Annotated in this window: 21 protein-coding genes; 9 read left to right on the forward strand and 12 right to left on the reverse strand. The window is 52.3% G+C overall.

Annotated features, from left to right (window positions below):
* The first annotated feature begins 13 nt into the window (after positions 1-13).
* Positions 14-700, forward strand: a complete 687-nt coding sequence (locus IQ241_RS13780) for a phosphate ABC transporter permease (RefSeq protein ID WP_193908117.1) — start codon at positions 14-16, stop codon at positions 698-700.
* A 122-nt stretch (positions 701-822) separates the two neighbouring features.
* On the opposite strand, the gene IQ241_RS13785 is transcribed toward IQ241_RS13780, so the two are convergent.
* The 7 genes from IQ241_RS13785 to IQ241_RS13815 form a co-directional block, all read right to left on the reverse strand.
* A complete protein-coding gene (locus IQ241_RS13785; RefSeq protein WP_193908119.1) occupies positions 823-1,641 on the reverse strand; it encodes a hypothetical protein in 819 nt (272 codons plus the stop codon).
* Positions 1,642-2,395: 754 nt separating this feature from the next.
* Positions 2,396-2,821, reverse strand: coding sequence for a pepsin/retropepsin-like aspartic protease family protein (locus IQ241_RS13790; protein ID WP_193908121.1), 426 nt, complete (start codon positions 2,819-2,821; stop codon positions 2,396-2,398).
* Positions 2,814-3,074, reverse strand: coding sequence for a hypothetical protein (locus IQ241_RS13795; protein WP_193908123.1), 261 nt, complete (start codon positions 3,072-3,074; stop codon positions 2,814-2,816). The genes IQ241_RS13790 and IQ241_RS13795 overlap by 8 nt, the downstream gene beginning before the upstream one ends.
* A 72-nt stretch (positions 3,075-3,146) precedes the next feature.
* Positions 3,147-3,692, reverse strand: coding sequence for a hypothetical protein (locus tag IQ241_RS13800; protein ID WP_193908125.1), 546 nt, complete (start codon positions 3,690-3,692; stop codon positions 3,147-3,149).
* A gap of 140 nt (positions 3,693-3,832) precedes the next feature.
* Complete coding sequence (locus tag IQ241_RS13805) at positions 3,833-4,117, reverse strand: hypothetical protein (RefSeq protein WP_193908127.1); 285 nt, start codon at positions 4,115-4,117, stop codon at positions 3,833-3,835.
* Positions 4,118-4,301: 184 nt separating this feature from the next.
* Complete coding sequence (locus tag IQ241_RS13810) at positions 4,302-4,532, reverse strand: type II toxin-antitoxin system HicB family antitoxin (protein ID WP_193908129.1); 231 nt, start codon at positions 4,530-4,532, stop codon at positions 4,302-4,304.
* A 111-nt stretch (positions 4,533-4,643) separates the two neighbouring features.
* Positions 4,644-5,213, reverse strand: coding sequence for a thioredoxin family protein (locus IQ241_RS13815; protein ID WP_193908131.1), 570 nt, complete (start codon positions 5,211-5,213; stop codon positions 4,644-4,646).
* Between the two features lie 83 nt (positions 5,214-5,296).
* Here IQ241_RS13815 and IQ241_RS13820 point away from each other — a divergent pair, with 83 nt between their 5' ends.
* Both IQ241_RS13820 and IQ241_RS13825 read left to right on the forward strand, forming a co-directional pair.
* Positions 5,297-5,701, forward strand: a complete 405-nt coding sequence (locus IQ241_RS13820) for an NIL domain-containing protein (protein WP_193908133.1) — start codon at positions 5,297-5,299, stop codon at positions 5,699-5,701.
* A 12-nt stretch (positions 5,702-5,713) separates the two neighbouring features.
* On the forward strand, positions 5,714-6,148 hold the full coding sequence (locus IQ241_RS13825) for a hypothetical protein (RefSeq protein WP_193908135.1): 435 nt from the start codon (positions 5,714-5,716) through the stop codon (positions 6,146-6,148).
* Positions 6,149-6,304: 156 nt separating this feature from the next.
* Here IQ241_RS13825 and IQ241_RS13830 read toward each other — a convergent pair whose 3' ends face one another.
* Positions 6,305-7,240, reverse strand: coding sequence for an alpha/beta fold hydrolase (locus tag IQ241_RS13830; protein ID WP_193908137.1), 936 nt, complete (start codon positions 7,238-7,240; stop codon positions 6,305-6,307).
* 351 nt (positions 7,241-7,591) lie between these two features.
* On the opposite strand from IQ241_RS13830, the gene IQ241_RS13835 reads away from it, so the two are divergent.
* Positions 7,592-8,674 (forward strand): glycosyltransferase family 4 protein, encoded by a 1,083-nt coding sequence (locus tag IQ241_RS13835; RefSeq protein ID WP_193908139.1) that lies wholly within the window; start codon positions 7,592-7,594, stop codon positions 8,672-8,674.
* 3 nt (positions 8,675-8,677) lie between these two features.
* On the opposite strand, the gene IQ241_RS25590 is transcribed toward IQ241_RS13835, so the two are convergent.
* The 3 genes from IQ241_RS25590 to IQ241_RS13850 all read right to left on the reverse strand — a co-directional run bounded on the left by IQ241_RS25590 (position 8,678) and on the right by IQ241_RS13850 (position 10,713).
* Positions 8,678-9,352 carry a Rho termination factor N-terminal domain-containing protein gene (locus IQ241_RS25590; RefSeq protein ID WP_228021702.1) on the reverse strand — a complete coding sequence of 225 codons (675 nt, stop codon included), beginning with the start codon at positions 9,350-9,352 and terminating at the stop codon, positions 8,678-8,680.
* Between the two features lie 115 nt (positions 9,353-9,467).
* Positions 9,468-10,070 carry a signal peptidase I gene (gene lepB / locus IQ241_RS13845; protein WP_193908141.1) on the reverse strand — a complete coding sequence of 201 codons (603 nt, stop codon included), beginning with the start codon at positions 10,068-10,070 and terminating at the stop codon, positions 9,468-9,470.
* A 124-nt stretch (positions 10,071-10,194) separates the two neighbouring features.
* Positions 10,195-10,713, reverse strand: coding sequence for a hypothetical protein (locus IQ241_RS13850; RefSeq protein WP_193908143.1), 519 nt, complete (start codon positions 10,711-10,713; stop codon positions 10,195-10,197).
* 286 nt (positions 10,714-10,999) lie between these two features.
* Here IQ241_RS13850 and IQ241_RS13855 point away from each other — a divergent pair, with 286 nt between their 5' ends.
* Positions 11,000-11,932 (forward strand): CHAD domain-containing protein, encoded by a 933-nt coding sequence (locus IQ241_RS13855; protein WP_193908145.1) that lies wholly within the window; start codon positions 11,000-11,002, stop codon positions 11,930-11,932.
* Between the two features lie 3 nt (positions 11,933-11,935).
* Here the strand turns inward: IQ241_RS13855 and recA are convergent, their stop codons facing one another.
* Positions 11,936-12,988 carry a recombinase RecA gene (gene recA / locus IQ241_RS13860; protein ID WP_193908148.1) on the reverse strand — a complete coding sequence of 351 codons (1,053 nt, stop codon included), beginning with the start codon at positions 12,986-12,988 and terminating at the stop codon, positions 11,936-11,938.
* A 171-nt stretch (positions 12,989-13,159) separates the two neighbouring features.
* Here recA and IQ241_RS13865 point away from each other — a divergent pair, with 171 nt between their 5' ends.
* The 4 genes from IQ241_RS13865 (at position 13,160) to thyD (ending at position 15,436) form a co-directional block, all read left to right on the forward strand.
* Positions 13,160-13,357, forward strand: coding sequence for a hypothetical protein (locus IQ241_RS13865; protein WP_228021703.1), 198 nt, complete (start codon positions 13,160-13,162; stop codon positions 13,355-13,357).
* A gap of 329 nt (positions 13,358-13,686) precedes the next feature.
* Positions 13,687-13,851 (forward strand): hypothetical protein, encoded by a 165-nt coding sequence (locus IQ241_RS13870; protein WP_193908152.1) that lies wholly within the window; start codon positions 13,687-13,689, stop codon positions 13,849-13,851.
* Between the two features lie 298 nt (positions 13,852-14,149).
* The gene (psb28, locus tag IQ241_RS13875) at positions 14,150-14,422 is read left to right on the forward strand and encodes a photosystem II reaction center protein Psb28 (protein ID WP_193908154.1); all 273 of its coding nucleotides are present in this window, start codon (positions 14,150-14,152) and stop codon (positions 14,420-14,422) included.
* 93 nt (positions 14,423-14,515) lie between these two features.
* On the forward strand, positions 14,516-15,436 hold the full coding sequence (thyD, locus tag IQ241_RS13880) for a thylakoid membrane protein ThyD (protein WP_193908156.1): 921 nt from the start codon (positions 14,516-14,518) through the stop codon (positions 15,434-15,436).
* The last annotated feature ends 5 nt before the right edge of the window (positions 15,437-15,441 follow it).

Genomic DNA, 15,441 nt, shown 5'->3' on the forward strand with positions numbered 1-15,441 from the left:
TTAAGCACGCCGCATGCTGATCCCGCTCACGCGCAAGACCTTTGACCAGCTGGTGCCCAAAGTCGGCACGGCTGACCAATATCGCTACTGCTGGGGCAGCCCAGCCGATCTGCTGCGCCGCGTGCTGATTTCGGTGGCGGGCCTGACGGGGGTATTTGCCCTGAGATACCTGCTCGGGGATGCTTCGGTTCCCTTTGCCTTCGTCGCTGGAACGATTTTCGGTCTGTACTGGCTGTGGAGCCCGGTCTATTTTGCCAGTCGCCGCAATGCGGGACTGCGGCGGAACAGCTACAGCGGGTTCTGGCGCGGTCGGGTTCTGGATGCCTATGTCACCAACGACGTTACGGGCACCGAGGAAACGGTAGATAAACGAGGCGACCTGGTGATCGTCGAAAATCGTGAGCGACGGCTGAATCTAGAACTCGGCGATCGCACCGGCTTTGTCACCCAGTTTCAAGTGCCTCTGCAAAAAGATCACCGGCTGATTCGCCCCGGCGACTTTGCCGAAATGATCGTCACCTCCAACCGCGAAGATCTGGGCCGGATCAGCGCTATTTCAGATATCTACATTCCCGATGCCAAACTCTGGGTGAGCGACTATCCCTACCTACGCAAAGATATCTTCGTCGAAGTTCGCCAGCAGCTCCGCCGCCAGCAACAGCGCCGCTCGCCACCGCCGCCAGAACCCGTTTGGGAGTAGAAAGATTAAAGACCTTTAAAGTAATTTCTTACTATCATAAATACATTGACGCAAAAATATATGATTTTCTTAGCTTTGATTATTTCAAAGCGATGAGTAGAGAACAGAATTAGTTTCTTGAGTCATCTGAATTCTAAGTTTTTAATGTCGTCGTCAAGAAAACACCTAGGCGGATTTTTGAGGCTTAGGTGATGTGTGAAATTAGCACTTATACAACCCATAGCAACCATCATAACTAAATATAAAACAAGTAATGAGTACATTCCCAACCCAAACCCCGATGTAAGATTCCAATCAAATTTGGAATTTAGCCAATTTGGAAGTTCGTTCAGTAGTAGAAAAGCTAACAACCCTCCAATCAAAAAACCTCTCTCCGCTGAATCTTTGCGCTCTTCTTTAGTTGCGCCATAGACAATTCTTGCATTGCAGCCCAAACATACACAACGTCCAAAAATTATAGAGGTACCACAGAAAGAACAAGGAGCTGTTTTTTCGTTCGGAGTTGGTTCCTCTCCGGACGAATTCGACCCTATTTGGAAAGTATTTCCAGTTACTGTATTTATTCCGCCTTCAATATGAATTCCCTTCCAGCCCTTGATCACTACTTGTTGTGAAAAATCGTCTTTACCTAGCTCGTATTTGACTGATTCTATTACTTTTCGATCCATGTTTGCTACATCACTCATTTCTTGTAGAAGCCTTTTCAGCTCTAAGTCATTGCGAGCAGCTTCTTTAATCTCTGAGAAAGCTTGCCTATAGTTTAGAGGTTGCCTTTCTGCATTCTCTATAACATATGCTATATGGGGCATTTTATCTCTAATATAAGTCAACAATTCCTGCGACTTGAAAAGCACACTGTCAGTAACATTCTCGCCAACCTTGGCAAGTGCTCCTGATATTACAATGCTCGTAACAGCAACCAGAATAGTTAAAGGTTCCATCAATAGCTTTTCGATACTTCAATATAGTTTACCAAATCGAAATATAAAATCATCGCCAGGCCTGCTATAGCTAATTTCGCAAGCATAAGGTTAGTTAAAGTCTCTGTCAGAAAAGCATTCTAGCTGGTTTCTTGCTCTCCATAATTACGAAAACCGCCATATCACTTCTGTAACTATGCTGCTTGGTACCCACGCATTTCTGCATATGTCCGCCATCGCCTGGCAGCGCGTACCAGTCGGCGTAGAATTCCACAAAAGTCGGCTTACCGTTCGTCAGGGCTTGCTCAAACGAGGTAGCACTTTTGGACAGTAAGCTTTTTGCTGAAGGAATGGCTCAGTTTTTAGCTTAGTCATTTATGAAAAGCAGCCTGAAGGCAGAATTGATATGGTAGTGAGCGTCATCTATCGATCAGCGCTAGTCTCTAGCCAGAGTTGAGCAAACCGGTCGGGCGTCCAACCAACTAGGTCAGACATCTGACCGTCGCCAATGTCTACAATCCGCTGAGTACCGTCTCTGCGCTCTACTACAACGATTTTTGAAGAGCCTAGCGCTTCTAGCAAAATCACCGAAGTGTCAAACCCCGCGGACTACAAACAGGCAACCTGCTCTAAATACAGCTCATCAACCTTTCCAGAATTGAAGTAGTCGCTGGGGAACGGCAAAAGTAAGCGGCGGCGAGTAAACTAGAACGAAGCGCGAAGATTCTCTACCGCCCGCTCCACTGTGTTGTTAAGCTGCTGGCTGCGTGACCTATCAACTCCATCTATCTTTTGGGCAGATCTCAAAAGCCAACTCGTGTCGATAAAAACACACGTTGAACTCTGCAAAGAAGTTCATGTGCCCCAGAATGGCAGGTGAATCCCTCATTTCAGTCCAAGCGAATCCAAGAAGAACAGGAGGAAATTGCGCGATCGTACCTGCCACAACTAAACCGCGCGCATCACTCCGCGCTAAATTGCCGCTCAATGGAATAGATACCGTTTGATTTTTCCAGACTGCACCTAGCTGTAAACCAAGCTCATAGGGCAAAACGTTGACACTCGCACCCGTATCCAGCAATGCCGTCACTTCCAAAGAGCGATCGCCCAGTGTGAGCGTCAAAGGGATATGCGGCATGATCGCTGATCGCCCCAAACTATCGACTCGTTCAGTGAATGAGTAGCGTTGCCCGTTAAGCATTGGATGCTTCCTTTGCTGCAACCAATAAATCTGACAATGCTTGAACAGATGCGCTATCGGCTTGAGGCGACCACACCACGGCTTCAGTAGAGGCAAGTTGCTGGAGCACTACATCTGCTGGGTTTGCTTTTCCAGGTGGTTTTAGGTTACACCCTTCTTCTTTAGCAACTGCCAAGAGAAGAAAGTGAATCAGTCGAAGCTTATCTTGATGAGACAATTGAGCAACGGTCGGAAAGAGTTCACTGAGTAACATATTGCTTGCTCCAGAGAATACACCTATCCATTATAGTTATATTGGATTCTCCCGTTAGACCCAGAGACTGCATTAGGATGCGTCAATTTCTCGAATGTATTGCTGTAACCATATCGGCTGAACTTGAGCGCCATATGCTGGAGGAATATGAAAGTAGTCTTGGTGATCAAGTGGATTCTCTTTCCAATCTCTGCCGCTTGTGGTTGCTCCTACCAATTCTCCTGATCCGTCATAAACTTCCAACAGATGACATCCGTTGTCCCAGCCATCATCAACATAACCAGCAATGTAGATAGCAAAAGTTTCTTGTTCCCCTACGTCATATTTAAAGACGTTAATATCACTTAGATTATGCTGCGAATACCAAATGTGACGCTCAAATGCATCAATGATCGTCTGAGGCACAGTTTCTGGATTGATTCTTTTCAATTCTATGTAATCTTCAAAATCATAGGCTGGAAGTAAGTAACCCTGCTCATCACCTAATTTGAGATGCCCAACACTCCGATCACTCAAAAACTCATGCACATCAAGAACTGAAAACATCTGTTCATTGAGTTGGTCAAACAGGTCTGAGTAAAAAGCCCTAACAACTAACTTATCTTCGTCTGTAAACATTTCTAAATTTATGTCTAGTCAGTAACCTCTAAAGTATGCCTTAATCAATCAATCAATCAGCCTAACAAAAATCTCATCGGATCTCAGGTAAAATTTGGGCTGATCAAAAAATGGAGATTGTGTCCTCTTCAGGTTTCTTCCTAACTGGGAATAGGAAAGTCTTCCGAGGAAAAATTGCGGTTGGCATATTCAATCGCTGTGGATAGCGATGTTCTCGGCCAGGGGATAAACACAGCTCGAACATCACCCGTTTCAGAATTCGTTCGCCTAAGAATTTGCATGTCTTTAACATCTATATTGTCGAGCTTGAGCAAGGCATAGTCCTGCATCGTTTCTATGACCGTTACAGGTAATTCTTGACACAGGCGCACCGGGCCGATGGCTCGACTCAAGACCTGCTGTAAGGCGCGATCGCGTTCCTCCAAAACTCACTGCACCTGCCACTGATTGGGATGAACCGCCCCATATTTTTCCGGCAGGAGGCTGCCGCGGGATGCCTGGCTAGCGGGACAATAGTCATCCTAAGTTTTTTCCAAAGCAGATTCGACCCGTTCGAATAATTGGCTGGGGCTTAAGAACAAGAGCTAAGCCAGTTTTTGATGTGTACTTTCAGCAAGAACCACTGTAGCTCAAAGCTTTAACCTTCTGAATTGCACCTTCAACATCTGGTAGAGGTTGGCCATGTTTTTCTGCCGTTTCGATCCAAAGCTTTGTCACAATTCTTAGTTCTTCTATTGTTTCAGACAGGGTTTCCCCTTGTGCCAAACATCCCTTAAGGGCTGGAACTTCTGCCACATAACCTCTCTCATCACAGGAATAAATCACGATAGGATAGTTCATGCTTGCCTCTCTTCGTCTGTTTGATTTTTTGCTTGCTCGATTAGTTCAATTACCCGCTTCACGTAGATTGACTTGACCCTGTTATTGTGGACTGGAATGACAAAGATGGCTTCATCTGTCTTGGCTGACCTGGGCTCCATGACTGCGGGGATCGGTGCTACCGCTAGGGGGAGCCGGCGTGCCTTCAACCTCAGAAGCCTGGCCCATGGCCTGACCGTGGGGGAGGGGCTGATGGGCAACCAGCGCATCCAAGTTTTCAGCGAGGATGGCGCGGGGGACTTCGCCGACGGCAAAGCCGCTGTCTTCGCTCTGATCGTCAAGAAAAACGAAATGGGGAATGCCATCAACCCGGTAATGCAGCATTTCGGGCAGCCAGTTGCTATTGTCCACGTTGAGCATGACGAAATTGACGCGATCGCGATAGTCCATCCGCAGCATCTGCATATCGCCAGCCATCGCCTGACAGCTCGTACACCAGTTGGCGTAGAACTCCACAAAGGTCGGCTTACCATTTGCCAGGGCTTGTTCCAGGGGAGTGGCACTTTTGGCTAGTTCGGTCAGCGAGGCTGACGGCGTGCGGGTTTGGATTCCCAGCACCAGGGCCAGGGTCAGTCCAATGGCAACGACCGCGATTACGAAGTTTCTTAAGCGCTGACCCAGCTCTGGCGAATTAACCGACATAGAATAGAAAGCTATAAGTTGCATGATAGGGTGCAGCAATCCGCGCCCCAACTCCAGTCTACCCAATTCCCGCTCCCCAGCCTGTGAAAAAACGCCTCACCCTGACCTTTCCAAAACGCTCGGTACACATGCCGATTACCTACCGGTTGGCCAAGGATTTTAACGTCGCTGCCAATATTATCCGGGCTCAGGTCGCGCCGAACCAGGTGGGCAAGCTAGTAGTGGAGCTTTCCGGTGATATTGACCAGCTCGACGAGGCAATGGAATGGATGCGCGACCAGGGTATCGGCGTTTCCCTGGTCAGTCGAGAAATTCTAATTGATGAGGAAGTTTGTGTTCACTGCGGTCTCTGTACCGGCGTCTGCCCGACCGAGTCGCTCAAGCTCGACTCGCAGACCTTCCAGCTCACCTTTAACCGCTCCCGCTGTATCGTCTGCGAGCAGTGCATCCCCACCTGCCCGGTGCAAGCCATTTCCACTAATCTTTGAGCCGCCATCCCGATGAAGACTCCGCCCTGGCTATCGGCATTTCTGCTGCTGCTGTCCTACACCGCATTCGGCGGCTTTCTGCACCATCGCGGCAGTTCTGAGCTCACCTGGATGCTGGCCCTCTTGCTCACTGCGGTCGAAGCCAGCGTGTTTAGCATTGCTTGGAAGTCGGCGCGAGACCTTTTGCTGATGGGCTTTCACTCCGATATTGGCTATGCGGCGATGGCCCTGATTGGGGCTTCCCTAGCGGTGGTTATCCTCGCGTGGATTCAGATTTCGGCCTACTTTCTGGTTATGGCGGCGGCTGGTTTGTTAATGCGGGTCGATCTGCTCACCCGTAGCGTTAGCAACCTCCAGTCATTTTTTGTGATCTGGCTGATTTCTCTGGCCGGGCTGGGGCTGACCTGGCTGCCCCGACTCGTGCTAACCAGCAACGAAATTCTGTAAGTTCAGGTAGTCTACTAGACAGTCTATGAAGCGTCACAGCTCCGGCCCTGATATCAGGACCGGAGAGCGATTCTATACTCAGCACAAGCGTTTAACTGTTGCCCCTACCCTGTGTCCGGCCGTGTCACAGGGTATTTTTTTAGGTATTTGGATAGACTATTGGCCGGAGTTAGTAGGACTCGTATCCTGGCCTTTAGGATGCCCGCTGACCGTGCTGTTTAACCAATCGACTAAAATTGGATTGACCTGCTCCGGCGCTTCATCCTGGGGGCAGTGGCCAACACCCGGCAAGGCAATAAAGTCTTCTACCGCTGAATAGTCGGCAAAGCTGCGACCGAGCTCAATCGGCTCCCAGGGGTCAGCGCTGCCCCAGAGTATCAGGGTGGGGCAGGTCAGCCGAGGTAGCAAGTCTTCGGGCAGTGGCCCCTGAGAATAACGGATAAATGATAGGAAGACATCGACCGCTCCCGCATCGCGGGCCGGCTCCAGCAGCAGATGGACCAGCTCATCGGTCACCGCCTTGGGCCGACCGTAAGCCTGCTTGAGGATGCGGCTAACGGTGCGCGGCTTAGCCAGTCGGGTGAAGAAAAAGTTGCCCAGCGGCCGGTAGCTGAGCAGCCGCTGAATCAACGGAGCGCTAGTACTGCGATACCAGGGCAGCGTATGGCGTTTGCGATCGTGCAGCAGCCGCAGGGAGCAGTTGAGTATAGCCATTCCCCGCACCTGGGTTGGGGCCATCACCGCGGCCTGCATGGCGACAATGCAGCCAATCGAGTTAGCAATCAGAAAGGTTGGCTCGCCAACTACCTCGGCGATGAAATCGACGATTTGCTGTCCCCAGGTCTCAAAGGTATAGGACAGCGGCTGTCCGGGAGTAGGTTTGGCCGACTGACCGTAGCCCAGCAGATCGATGGCATATACGCGGCTGCCCTCAGCGAGCACCGGGATGTTGTGCCGCCAGTGGTGGCTGGAGGCCCCAAAGCCATGTATTAGAATAACCGGCGGGCCGCTGGTACCGGCTTGCTGATAGCAAATAGACAGATCTTTCCAGGTCCATTCGAGGGTCTGAGGTAATTGTGTGACAGTGGGCATAGGCAAAGATTATTGATTCAGGAGAAGACAGACCCAATGCAGCCGAACGGTAATTGACCGTCAGGAAATAGAGCATACTCGGCGGAATGTGAGCGTTGATGGCTAGTATAGACTGAGTTCACTAGACTACCGCTATAGACTGAGTTCACTAGACTACCGCCGCTGATAGAACAACCCGTCAGCAACCGCTCAATAGGAACAGATAGGACAGCCGGATAGAAAGCATGAAATGGCTCAGCTGGGAAACCAGTCCTGGCTCGGCTTACTGGTATGCTTTATCCACAGCTTTCAGGGTAGGTCGTCGGCACTGTGGCCTGCGGACCCAGCCGAAGCAGCCTATCGCGCTCGACTATGACTCCGCCTTCAAGTTCTCTAATGGTCAATCTATCCATCCTGATGGAGCGACCTACGGGCATCAGCACCTATGCCAAAAATCTATTGCCGCATCTAGGCCAGTTTCAGCCGACGCTGCTAAGCGCAGCTGCCTATCCTTCATACCGCTGCTACAAAATTCCCGCTGACATGACCCCTGAACAGGGGTGGCGCGGCCACTGCCGTCGCTTACTCTGGCTGCAAACCCAGCTGCCTAAACTCTATCGACAGGCTGGAAGCACGTTACTCTTTTCACCCCTGCCGGAAATGCCTCTATTTCAGCCTTGCCGAACGGTGGTTACGGTACATGACTTAATTCCCCTGCGGTTTCCCAGCCCCCTGTCGCCGCTCGGACCCTACTTTCGATATTACGTCCCCGCCGTGCTGCGGCAGGCTGAGCATATTCTATGCGATTCGGAAGCCACCGCTCGGGATGTGACTCGCTTCTGCCAGGTCTCTGCCAAAAAACTAACCGTTGTCCCGCTGGCCTGCGATACCGAGCATTTTAGGCCCCTAGACCTACCCCGAAAAAATTATTTTCTATACATAGGGCGCCATGCTCCGCATAAAAACCTAGGCCGACTGATCAATGCATTCCAATCGGTTGCCCAAAAAACAGATGCTGAGCTGTGGATAGCCGGGCCGGAAGATGCTCGCTATACGCCGCAGTACCGGCAGCAGGCCCAGGAACTAGAACTGGCAGCGCGAATTCGCTTCGTTGGCTACGTTGACGATCGGCAGATTGCGGTTCTGATGAACCAGACGATTGGCTTAGTTATGCCCAGCCTGTGGGAGGGGTTTGGCCTACCGGCTTTAGAGGCAATGGCCTGCGGCACCCCGGTAATCGCCTCCAAGACGGGCTCCCTGCCCGAGATCACTGAAAATGCGGCCCTCATGGTTGACCCCTACTCGATTGAAGAAATTGCCGCCGCCTTACAAGCGGTCATGGGTAACCCATCGCTTTGGCAGCAGCTGCATCAGTCTGGCCTAGAGCAGGCAAAACAGTTTAGCTGGCAAAAAACGGGGAAAGCCACCGCAGACGTTTTAAAGCAATACCTCTAGCCGTCAACCCTGGGGGTCAGACTGAGCCTGAATTGCTTCGACTAGCGCATCTTTATTCATCTGGCTGCGACCTTCGATATCTAGGCTCTGAGCCTGCTCGTAGAGCTGGTCGCGGGTTTGTTGCTGAAGCTGGTCTGCTTGGGCTGTTTTCACAGCCTGCTGCAGCTCATTTTTGTCCATCTGGCTGCGGCCTTCAATGTCTAAATCTTGGGCTTGCTGATAGAGCGCTTCCTTAGTCGGCTCGCTGCTGCTGCCGGGAACGTATCCTTCTGCCGCCATTGCTCTCTGGATAGCGGGCGTCCAGCCAACGTACTGATCACCCGACTTGGAGCCCTTTTCCTTAGTGCACTCGGCCTCTCGCTGCTCTGCTTCGCTCAGCCGGTTCCAGACCGCTTCGGGCAGGTAGCGTTTGGTGATATCACCCTGGCGGGCATCGCCTTTGCCCCCGGCGGTTTGCCAGTTTTGCTCAGTCCATTCTTCCAAAGACTTAGCCGCTTCATCCTTCTCGTCTTTTTTATAGCCGCCGCCCTGCTTTTCGTACTCCTGCACCAGCATTTGGCTCTTGCGGGCAGACCATTGACCCGGGTCGCCACCTTTGTCAGACTGCTTGATTTCTGCTTTGATTTTGCGTCGCAGAGCGGGCTTGGTATACTTTTCTTCGTAATTATCGCTGGACATGCGGCTGGGCTAAAATCGACATCTCCAGCGTATTTAGGCCCAAACGGGCTGCCGTCTGTCGCTTGGCAGATTCCCTGAAGCGCGCTTACCTCTTAGCGCCCTAAAACCCTGATCGCTAAGGCTGAGCGTAGACGGGATGGTCTAGCCCGCCCAGCCGCCGGAGCGGCCAGAAGCGAACGGCCGCCCGACCAATAATCCGATCTTTCGGCACGAATCCCCAATAGTGGCCGTCATAGCTATCGTTGCGGTTATCACCCAAAACCAGGTATGAATTCTCTGGCACCACCTGCGGCCCCCACTGATAGTCAGGCGTGGCCTCCAAATAATTTTCGGTCAGCGGCACGCCATTGACGTAGACGCGACTATTGCGCACTTCGACTATTTCACCCGGCAGGCCGATCACGCGCTTGATGAAGGCTTCACGGGCAAATTCCTGCCCCGAAGACTCGGGCGGATGGAAGACAACGATATCTCCCCGTGTCAGCGGGTTGAAATGGTAGGTCACCTTATCAATGATCAGCCGGTCGTTAATTCGCAGAGTCGGCAGCATAGACTCTGAAGGAATATAGCGCGGCTCGGCAATGAAGGTGCGAATGCCCAGCGCTAAAAGGACGCTAAAGCCAATCGTTTTAGCCGCGTCTACCCAAGAATCTGCGGTCGGCTTAGGCGGCGGCTGAAGGTCATCCGAGGGCGGATACGAAGGGGCGGGGTTTGCCATAGAGGGTTCCAGCTAGAGCAAAAAGCCAATTGACTTGGATTAAGACTGTCTTAGACTACACGATCGGCATAGCGATACATTGTCAAATCCATGACAGCCTGATTCAGAATACCCAGTTCATCCGCTATAGCTCTAGACCGCGCTCTAGCGGGTCTGCCCAATGGAATAATCTGGGCAGCTGGGCCAGATCCAGACCATAGTTAAGGACCCACAGGCCAATCTCGGCTAGCAGCAGGTTTTTCACCCAGGCTGCGTCTCCCGCTGAGGCTAGAATGTTCCTACCCTGATAGAGCTGCCATACCCGATAGGGAATGTAGAGGTAGGGCACCATTACAAAGGCCGTAGACTGAAACCACCGAAGCGAAATACTTTCCGACAGGACTTGCAGCCCCAGCAGGACAAAATAAGAAATAAAGACTGCCGCAATCTGATACTGCCCCTGCCACAGGCTCAAAATCAAAACGATCAGCGGCACCAAACCGCCGCCAATTTGGACGGTGAGAAACCAAATTTTGAACCCGCTCGGCAGCGGCTGCGGCAGGCGATAGGGTTTAAGCGCTCGCCAGGCCCAGCCTGTGATGCCTAAAAAGGCAGTCGAGATCGCAACAAACCCCAAATCCTGATAAAGCAGGTTGAAATACATTCGCACCCGTCCTCACCTACAAACTCGCCTTAAAACCCCGTGCCGTGAAAATCAATCGTCGGCTGGAGCAGCAGCATAATCGCGCCGACGACGACAAATGAAACGGTGACCCAGAGCAGAATTAAATTAAATCGCATCGTGCATCGGTATAACAAAGCTACCCGTAATTAAGCGCGATTTTACGGGCTTGGAATCTACGGCAGGACAGAGACTTGTAGAATAAACCCGCGCTACAATGAGAGGCTATCCCATTTCAGAAATGCTCACCCTCTGAGATCTTATTTCCATGCCCTATCGTTTTAAACCCAAAGAATCCGTCCCCGAAGGACTGAAACGGATCGCCGCCGAACGAATGGACAAGGCGATCGCGCAGCTAACCCAGCCCGAAGACGAAGCCAAAGCCGTTCACAATGCCCGCAAGCGGTTTAAGCAGGTGCGGGCCGTACTGCGACTGGCAAAAGCGGAGCTAGGGCAGACCTACCAGCGGGAGAATGACTGCTTTCGCGACCTGGGCCACCGGCTCTCAGATATTCGGGATGCTCAGGTGCGGCTGAATACGCTGGATAGCCTAAGCGAGCACTACGCGATCGCGACCGACGCCTTTGCCGATATTCGCACCGCCCTAGAAGCCTACTATCAATCGACCCGTCAGTTTGTGGTGGCTGAAGAAAACGCGATCGCGGCTGCCCTGCCGAAGTTAAAGGCAGCTCGTGAACGGGTAGCCGGGTGGCCGATTGAGGCCAACGGCTGGAAAGCGCTGAGCGGATTTGAGCGCGCCTACCAAAGGGGCCAGAACGCATTTAAGCAAGCCATCAAACATCCCGAAGCGGAAAACTGGCACGACTGGCGCAAGCGGGTCAAAGACCTGTGGTATCACACCAAAATTCTGAAGCCGGTCTGGCCGGGCATGATGACGGCCCTGGCCAATGAGCTCAGCGACCTGTCAGATTTGCTGGGAGACGATCACGACCTGGTTGGACTGCGAGAATTTATTCTCAGCCGTCCCAAGCGTCTGAAGGAATGTGACCAGCAAGATGCGCTGCTGGCCCTAATCGATCGTCGCCAGCAAGAGTTACGGACGGAGGCCCAAAAACTAGGGCAGCGCCTTTACGTTGAAAAACCCAAGCGCTTTGACAAACGGACAAAGGCTTACTGGCAGATCTGGCGGCAGCAGGCCCAGCCAGCCGCTGAGCCTAAGCGCGAACTGGTTTTGCAGTAGCCGCTACTCTTCCTCGTCCGCAGCTTCATCACCGGGCTCTGTCTTGATTGAGTCGGGACGAATTTTTTCGCGGACTTCGGCTTCGACCTTTTTAGCGAATTCGGGGTCTTCCTTCATTCGGATAATGGTGTTATCCCGACCCTGACCAACGTTGGTGCCTTCGTAGCTATACCAGGCCCCCTTGCGGACAATCACGCCCTGCTCTTCGGCCATATCGAGGATGCAGCCCAGGGTAGAGATGCCTTCGCCAAAGAGAATGTCAAACTCGGCAATCCGGAAGGGCGGCGCAACCTTGTTTTTGGCAACTTTAACCTTGGCTCGAATGCCGTACTGGTCATTGCCTTTCTTCAGGGTTTGAATACGGCGAATATCCAGCCGGACGGAGGCATAGAACTTGAGCGCATTGCCGCCGGTCGTGGTTTCCGGGCTGCCGTAGGTGACGCCGATTTTGAGCCGCAGCTGGTTGAGGAAAATCACCGTACATTGGGACTTGCCGATGTTGCCGGTAATTTTTCGCAGAGCCTGACTCATCAGACGAGCCTGCAAGCCGACATGGGTATCGCCCATCTCACCCTCGATTTCGGCTCGGGGGGTAAGCGCAGCGACGGAGTCAATCACAATCAGGTTGACCGCCGAGGAGCGAACCAGCTGGTCGCAGATCTCCAGACCCATTTCACCCGTATCGGGCTGGGAGATCAGCAGATTTTCCACATCGACGCCCAGCGCTTCGGCATAGACCGGGTCTAGGGCGTGCTCGGCGTCTACGAAAGCAGCGACGCCACCGCTGCGCTGGACTTCTGCGATCGCGTGCAAGGCCAGCGTCGTCTTACCCGAGCTTTCCGGCCCATAAATCTCAATCACTCGACCCTTGGGCAAACCGCCACCTAGCGCCACGTCCAGAGTCAGCGCACCGGTTGGGATGGTCTCGACCTGCATCCGGCGGGCTTCGCCCAGCCGCATGATCGCTCCTTTCCCAAAATTTCGCTCAATCAGCGTCAGAACTGAGCTGAGCGCCTTTTCCCGTTCTTTCTCAGAAGATGCGTTAGCTGCTGGCATAGGAATTCCCAGGTAATAGATTTGATTTTTTGGCTATACTGAATTTTAGTACAGTTATACTAAAACGACAGCCAAATTAAGGAATTGTTTTAGCTTTTCTGTCCCCAATCCGGCCTGAGCCTGCCCGGTTCAGGCTGAAATTCACTCCGGCAGGTGGCTGTAAACCCTTCCATGATGCCCTACTTCAAACTTGTTCAGGTAATCGCCTTCCCAGATTGGATCATCGCCGTTGGCCAGCTGCCGACGGGCGGCTACCGCTGCTGGGTGCTTACCCCCGAGCTGACTGCCCTAGACGACGGCGAAGTCTACCCCACCAGCCAGGCCGCCGCCTCAGCCGCCCGCTTTTTGGTTAAGTATTCATTAGACTAAGTTTTAAGTAATTGAGCAAAATTAATACATTTTTTTACATGAAAAAATTGTCATTCCGAGCAGAGCGTAGACGCTTGCGGCTTCCCACAGGGTGGAATCTCTTAACTAATGATGCTTCTGAGCGAGATGCCTCGATTAACTCGGCATGAAATTAGGCTCTTCTTCGTAAAATCCATTGCTCAGGTACTTATACTAACCAGTATCGTTGGAATAAGTTCAAAGTCAATTCTGCGACCAGTGGCACTGTCTTGGGCTGAATCGCTCATCTGGTTTGGCTTTGAAAACATTGCGAGATTGTCTCAGGCGCGGCAAAAGTTTGGACGGAGCCCATGAAACCGAAGAGCTGCCAGAAGTACGTTGTCGGCGTGATGACGATGGATTTAGAGGGCAAAGACTCTGAGCGCTTTCTCGATTGCGTTACTAAAGCAGTCAATACTTTTGAGCCTGCTCTTAACGATTCGCTTGGCGTTCGGGTGGTTGCGTTTTCTTTTTAGCTAGCTCACGAACGTTGGCATCATCTCGACTAAACGTCTTAACCCTACATTTTGGGGTAATCCGGAAGACAGATCGCTTACTGTTCGTCGTTTAGAAACTTTGTTGTTCCACACCTTTAGTCGTTTGCTAAATATTTCTTATTCTGAGCAACCACAGAACATCATGTACGACTTCATGGATGTAGAAGATCTCGCTGGCATGGTCCACTTTATGGATAGGTAGTGCATTAATGTAAAGGATAGAGGAAAATAAGGTATGGCTGTTATAACTCTAAAGGCATAGAGCAGATGAAAGCTGATGTTTGAGCAGCTCAAGTCGATTGAGCGGTTTAACAGCTTTCGCAATCGGTTTTCTAAGGTGCTGAGGCTCAGCGACAGTGAAGGCGAGATCGCGATGGAGCCCTCTGGCATCAAGTTTATCTTTGGTGGCCCTGAAGGCGACGACCTGGCGCGGGTGGACTGCACCATCGAGCTCGACCGCGAGGACCACTGGGAACGCTTCATGCGCTTTATGCACCGCTACGCCGAAGCTAACGGCATGGCCTACGGCGAGCCGCCAGCAGAGACCTAAAAAATCAGGCTCACCCCGCTACCATTAAGAGATAGCTATTTGATCACTGGTTCAGATAGCAGAAAAATGGAGGGTGTGAGGTAACCACTCGGTATGGAAATTGCAATCACTGGGGCAACTGGGTTTGTCGGGACGCGATTAGTCGAGCGGCTGATTGAGGAAGGGCATAAAGTCAAGGTGTTTACCCGCAGCCCGTCGCGGGCTCGCAAAGTTTTTCCCCTCAGCGCTTTTCCAAAAGTTGAGGTAGTAGGCTATACGCCAACCGCTTCGGGAGACTGGCAGCAGCAGATTTCGGGCTGCGATGGGGTGGTCAATCTAGCTGGGGAAACGATTTCTGAGCGCTGGACGGCGGAGCGCAAGCGGCGAATTCTCAACAGCCGCAAGCTGGGTACGCAAAAGCTGGTCGAGGCGATTGAACAGGCTGAGAATCGGCCCGCCGTCTTGGTCAGCGGGTCCGCGGTCGGCTACTACGGCACCAGCGAAACGGCGGAATTCTACGAAACCAGCGAGCCGGTGCAGGATGATTTTCTGTCAGAAGTCTGCCAGGCTTGGGAGGGCGAAGCCGAAAAGGTGAAGGCGTTCGGCACGCGGCTGGTGATTATTCGCACTGGGATTGTGCTGGGGATGGGCGGCGCAATCGAGCGGATGCTGACGCCCTTTCGGCTCTATGCCGGGGGTCCAATTGGCAGCGGCAAGCAGTGGTTTTCCTGGATTCATCGCGACGACCTGGTCAACCTGTTTATCAAAGGACTGACCGATGCCAGCATGGAGGGTGTCTATAACGGCACGGCACCCAACCCGGTGCGAATGGGCGAGTTGTGCAACACCCTGGGCAAGGTAATGGATCGGCCTTCCTGGCTGCCAGTGCCTGACTTTGTGATTGAGACACTGCTGGGAGACGGGGCGGTGGTGGTGCTGGAGGGGCAGAAGGTGCTGCCGGAGCGGACGCAGGCCGCTGGCTTTGAGTTTCAATATCCGCAGGTAGAAGCGGCGCTGCGGGACGTGGTGAGCTGATTGGG

Source organism: Vasconcelosia minhoensis LEGE 07310, assembly GCF_015207255.1.
GTDB classification, from domain to species: Bacteria; Cyanobacteriota; Cyanobacteriia; order Phormidesmidales; family Phormidesmidaceae; genus Vasconcelosia; species Vasconcelosia minhoensis.

What these genes read in the sequence shown, in the direction of transcription:
- IQ241_RS13780 (WP_193908117.1), top strand. Translation starts at nt 14, where the DNA reads ATGCTGATCCCGCTCACGCGCAAGACCTTTGACCAGCTGGTGCCCAAA.
- IQ241_RS13785 (WP_193908119.1), bottom strand. Translation starts at nt 1,641, where the DNA reads ATGGAACCTTTAACTATTCTGGTTGCTGTTACGAGCATTGTAATATCA.
- IQ241_RS13790 (WP_193908121.1), bottom strand. Translation starts at nt 2,821, where the DNA reads ATGCTTAACGGGCAACGCTACTCATTCACTGAACGAGTCGATAGTTTG.
- IQ241_RS13795 (WP_193908123.1), bottom strand. Translation starts at nt 3,074, where the DNA reads ATGTTACTCAGTGAACTCTTTCCGACCGTTGCTCAATTGTCTCATCAA.
- IQ241_RS13800 (WP_193908125.1), bottom strand. Translation starts at nt 3,692, where the DNA reads ATGTTTACAGACGAAGATAAGTTAGTTGTTAGGGCTTTTTACTCAGAC.
- IQ241_RS13810 (WP_193908129.1), bottom strand. Translation starts at nt 4,532, where the DNA reads ATGAACTATCCTATCGTGATTTATTCCTGTGATGAGAGAGGTTATGTG.
- IQ241_RS13815 (WP_193908131.1), bottom strand. Translation starts at nt 5,213, where the DNA reads ATGTCGGTTAATTCGCCAGAGCTGGGTCAGCGCTTAAGAAACTTCGTA.
- IQ241_RS13825 (WP_193908135.1), top strand. Translation starts at nt 5,714, where the DNA reads ATGAAGACTCCGCCCTGGCTATCGGCATTTCTGCTGCTGCTGTCCTAC.
- IQ241_RS13830 (WP_193908137.1), bottom strand. Translation starts at nt 7,240, where the DNA reads ATGCCCACTGTCACACAATTACCTCAGACCCTCGAATGGACCTGGAAA.
- IQ241_RS13835 (WP_193908139.1), top strand. Translation starts at nt 7,592, where the DNA reads ATGACTCCGCCTTCAAGTTCTCTAATGGTCAATCTATCCATCCTGATG.
- IQ241_RS25590 (WP_228021702.1), bottom strand. Translation starts at nt 9,352, where the DNA reads ATGTCCAGCGATAATTACGAAGAAAAGTATACCAAGCCCGCTCTGCGA.
- lepB (WP_193908141.1), bottom strand. Translation starts at nt 10,070, where the DNA reads ATGGCAAACCCCGCCCCTTCGTATCCGCCCTCGGATGACCTTCAGCCG.
- IQ241_RS13850 (WP_193908143.1), bottom strand. Translation starts at nt 10,713, where the DNA reads ATGTATTTCAACCTGCTTTATCAGGATTTGGGGTTTGTTGCGATCTCG.
- IQ241_RS13855 (WP_193908145.1), top strand. Translation starts at nt 11,000, where the DNA reads ATGCCCTATCGTTTTAAACCCAAAGAATCCGTCCCCGAAGGACTGAAA.
- recA (WP_193908148.1), bottom strand. Translation starts at nt 12,988, where the DNA reads ATGCCAGCAGCTAACGCATCTTCTGAGAAAGAACGGGAAAAGGCGCTC.
- IQ241_RS13865 (WP_228021703.1), top strand. Translation starts at nt 13,160, where the DNA reads ATGATGCCCTACTTCAAACTTGTTCAGGTAATCGCCTTCCCAGATTGG.
- IQ241_RS13870 (WP_193908152.1), top strand. Translation starts at nt 13,687, where the DNA reads ATGAAACCGAAGAGCTGCCAGAAGTACGTTGTCGGCGTGATGACGATG.
- psb28 (WP_193908154.1), top strand. Translation starts at nt 14,150, where the DNA reads ATGTTTGAGCAGCTCAAGTCGATTGAGCGGTTTAACAGCTTTCGCAAT.
- thyD (WP_193908156.1), top strand. Translation starts at nt 14,516, where the DNA reads ATGGAAATTGCAATCACTGGGGCAACTGGGTTTGTCGGGACGCGATTA.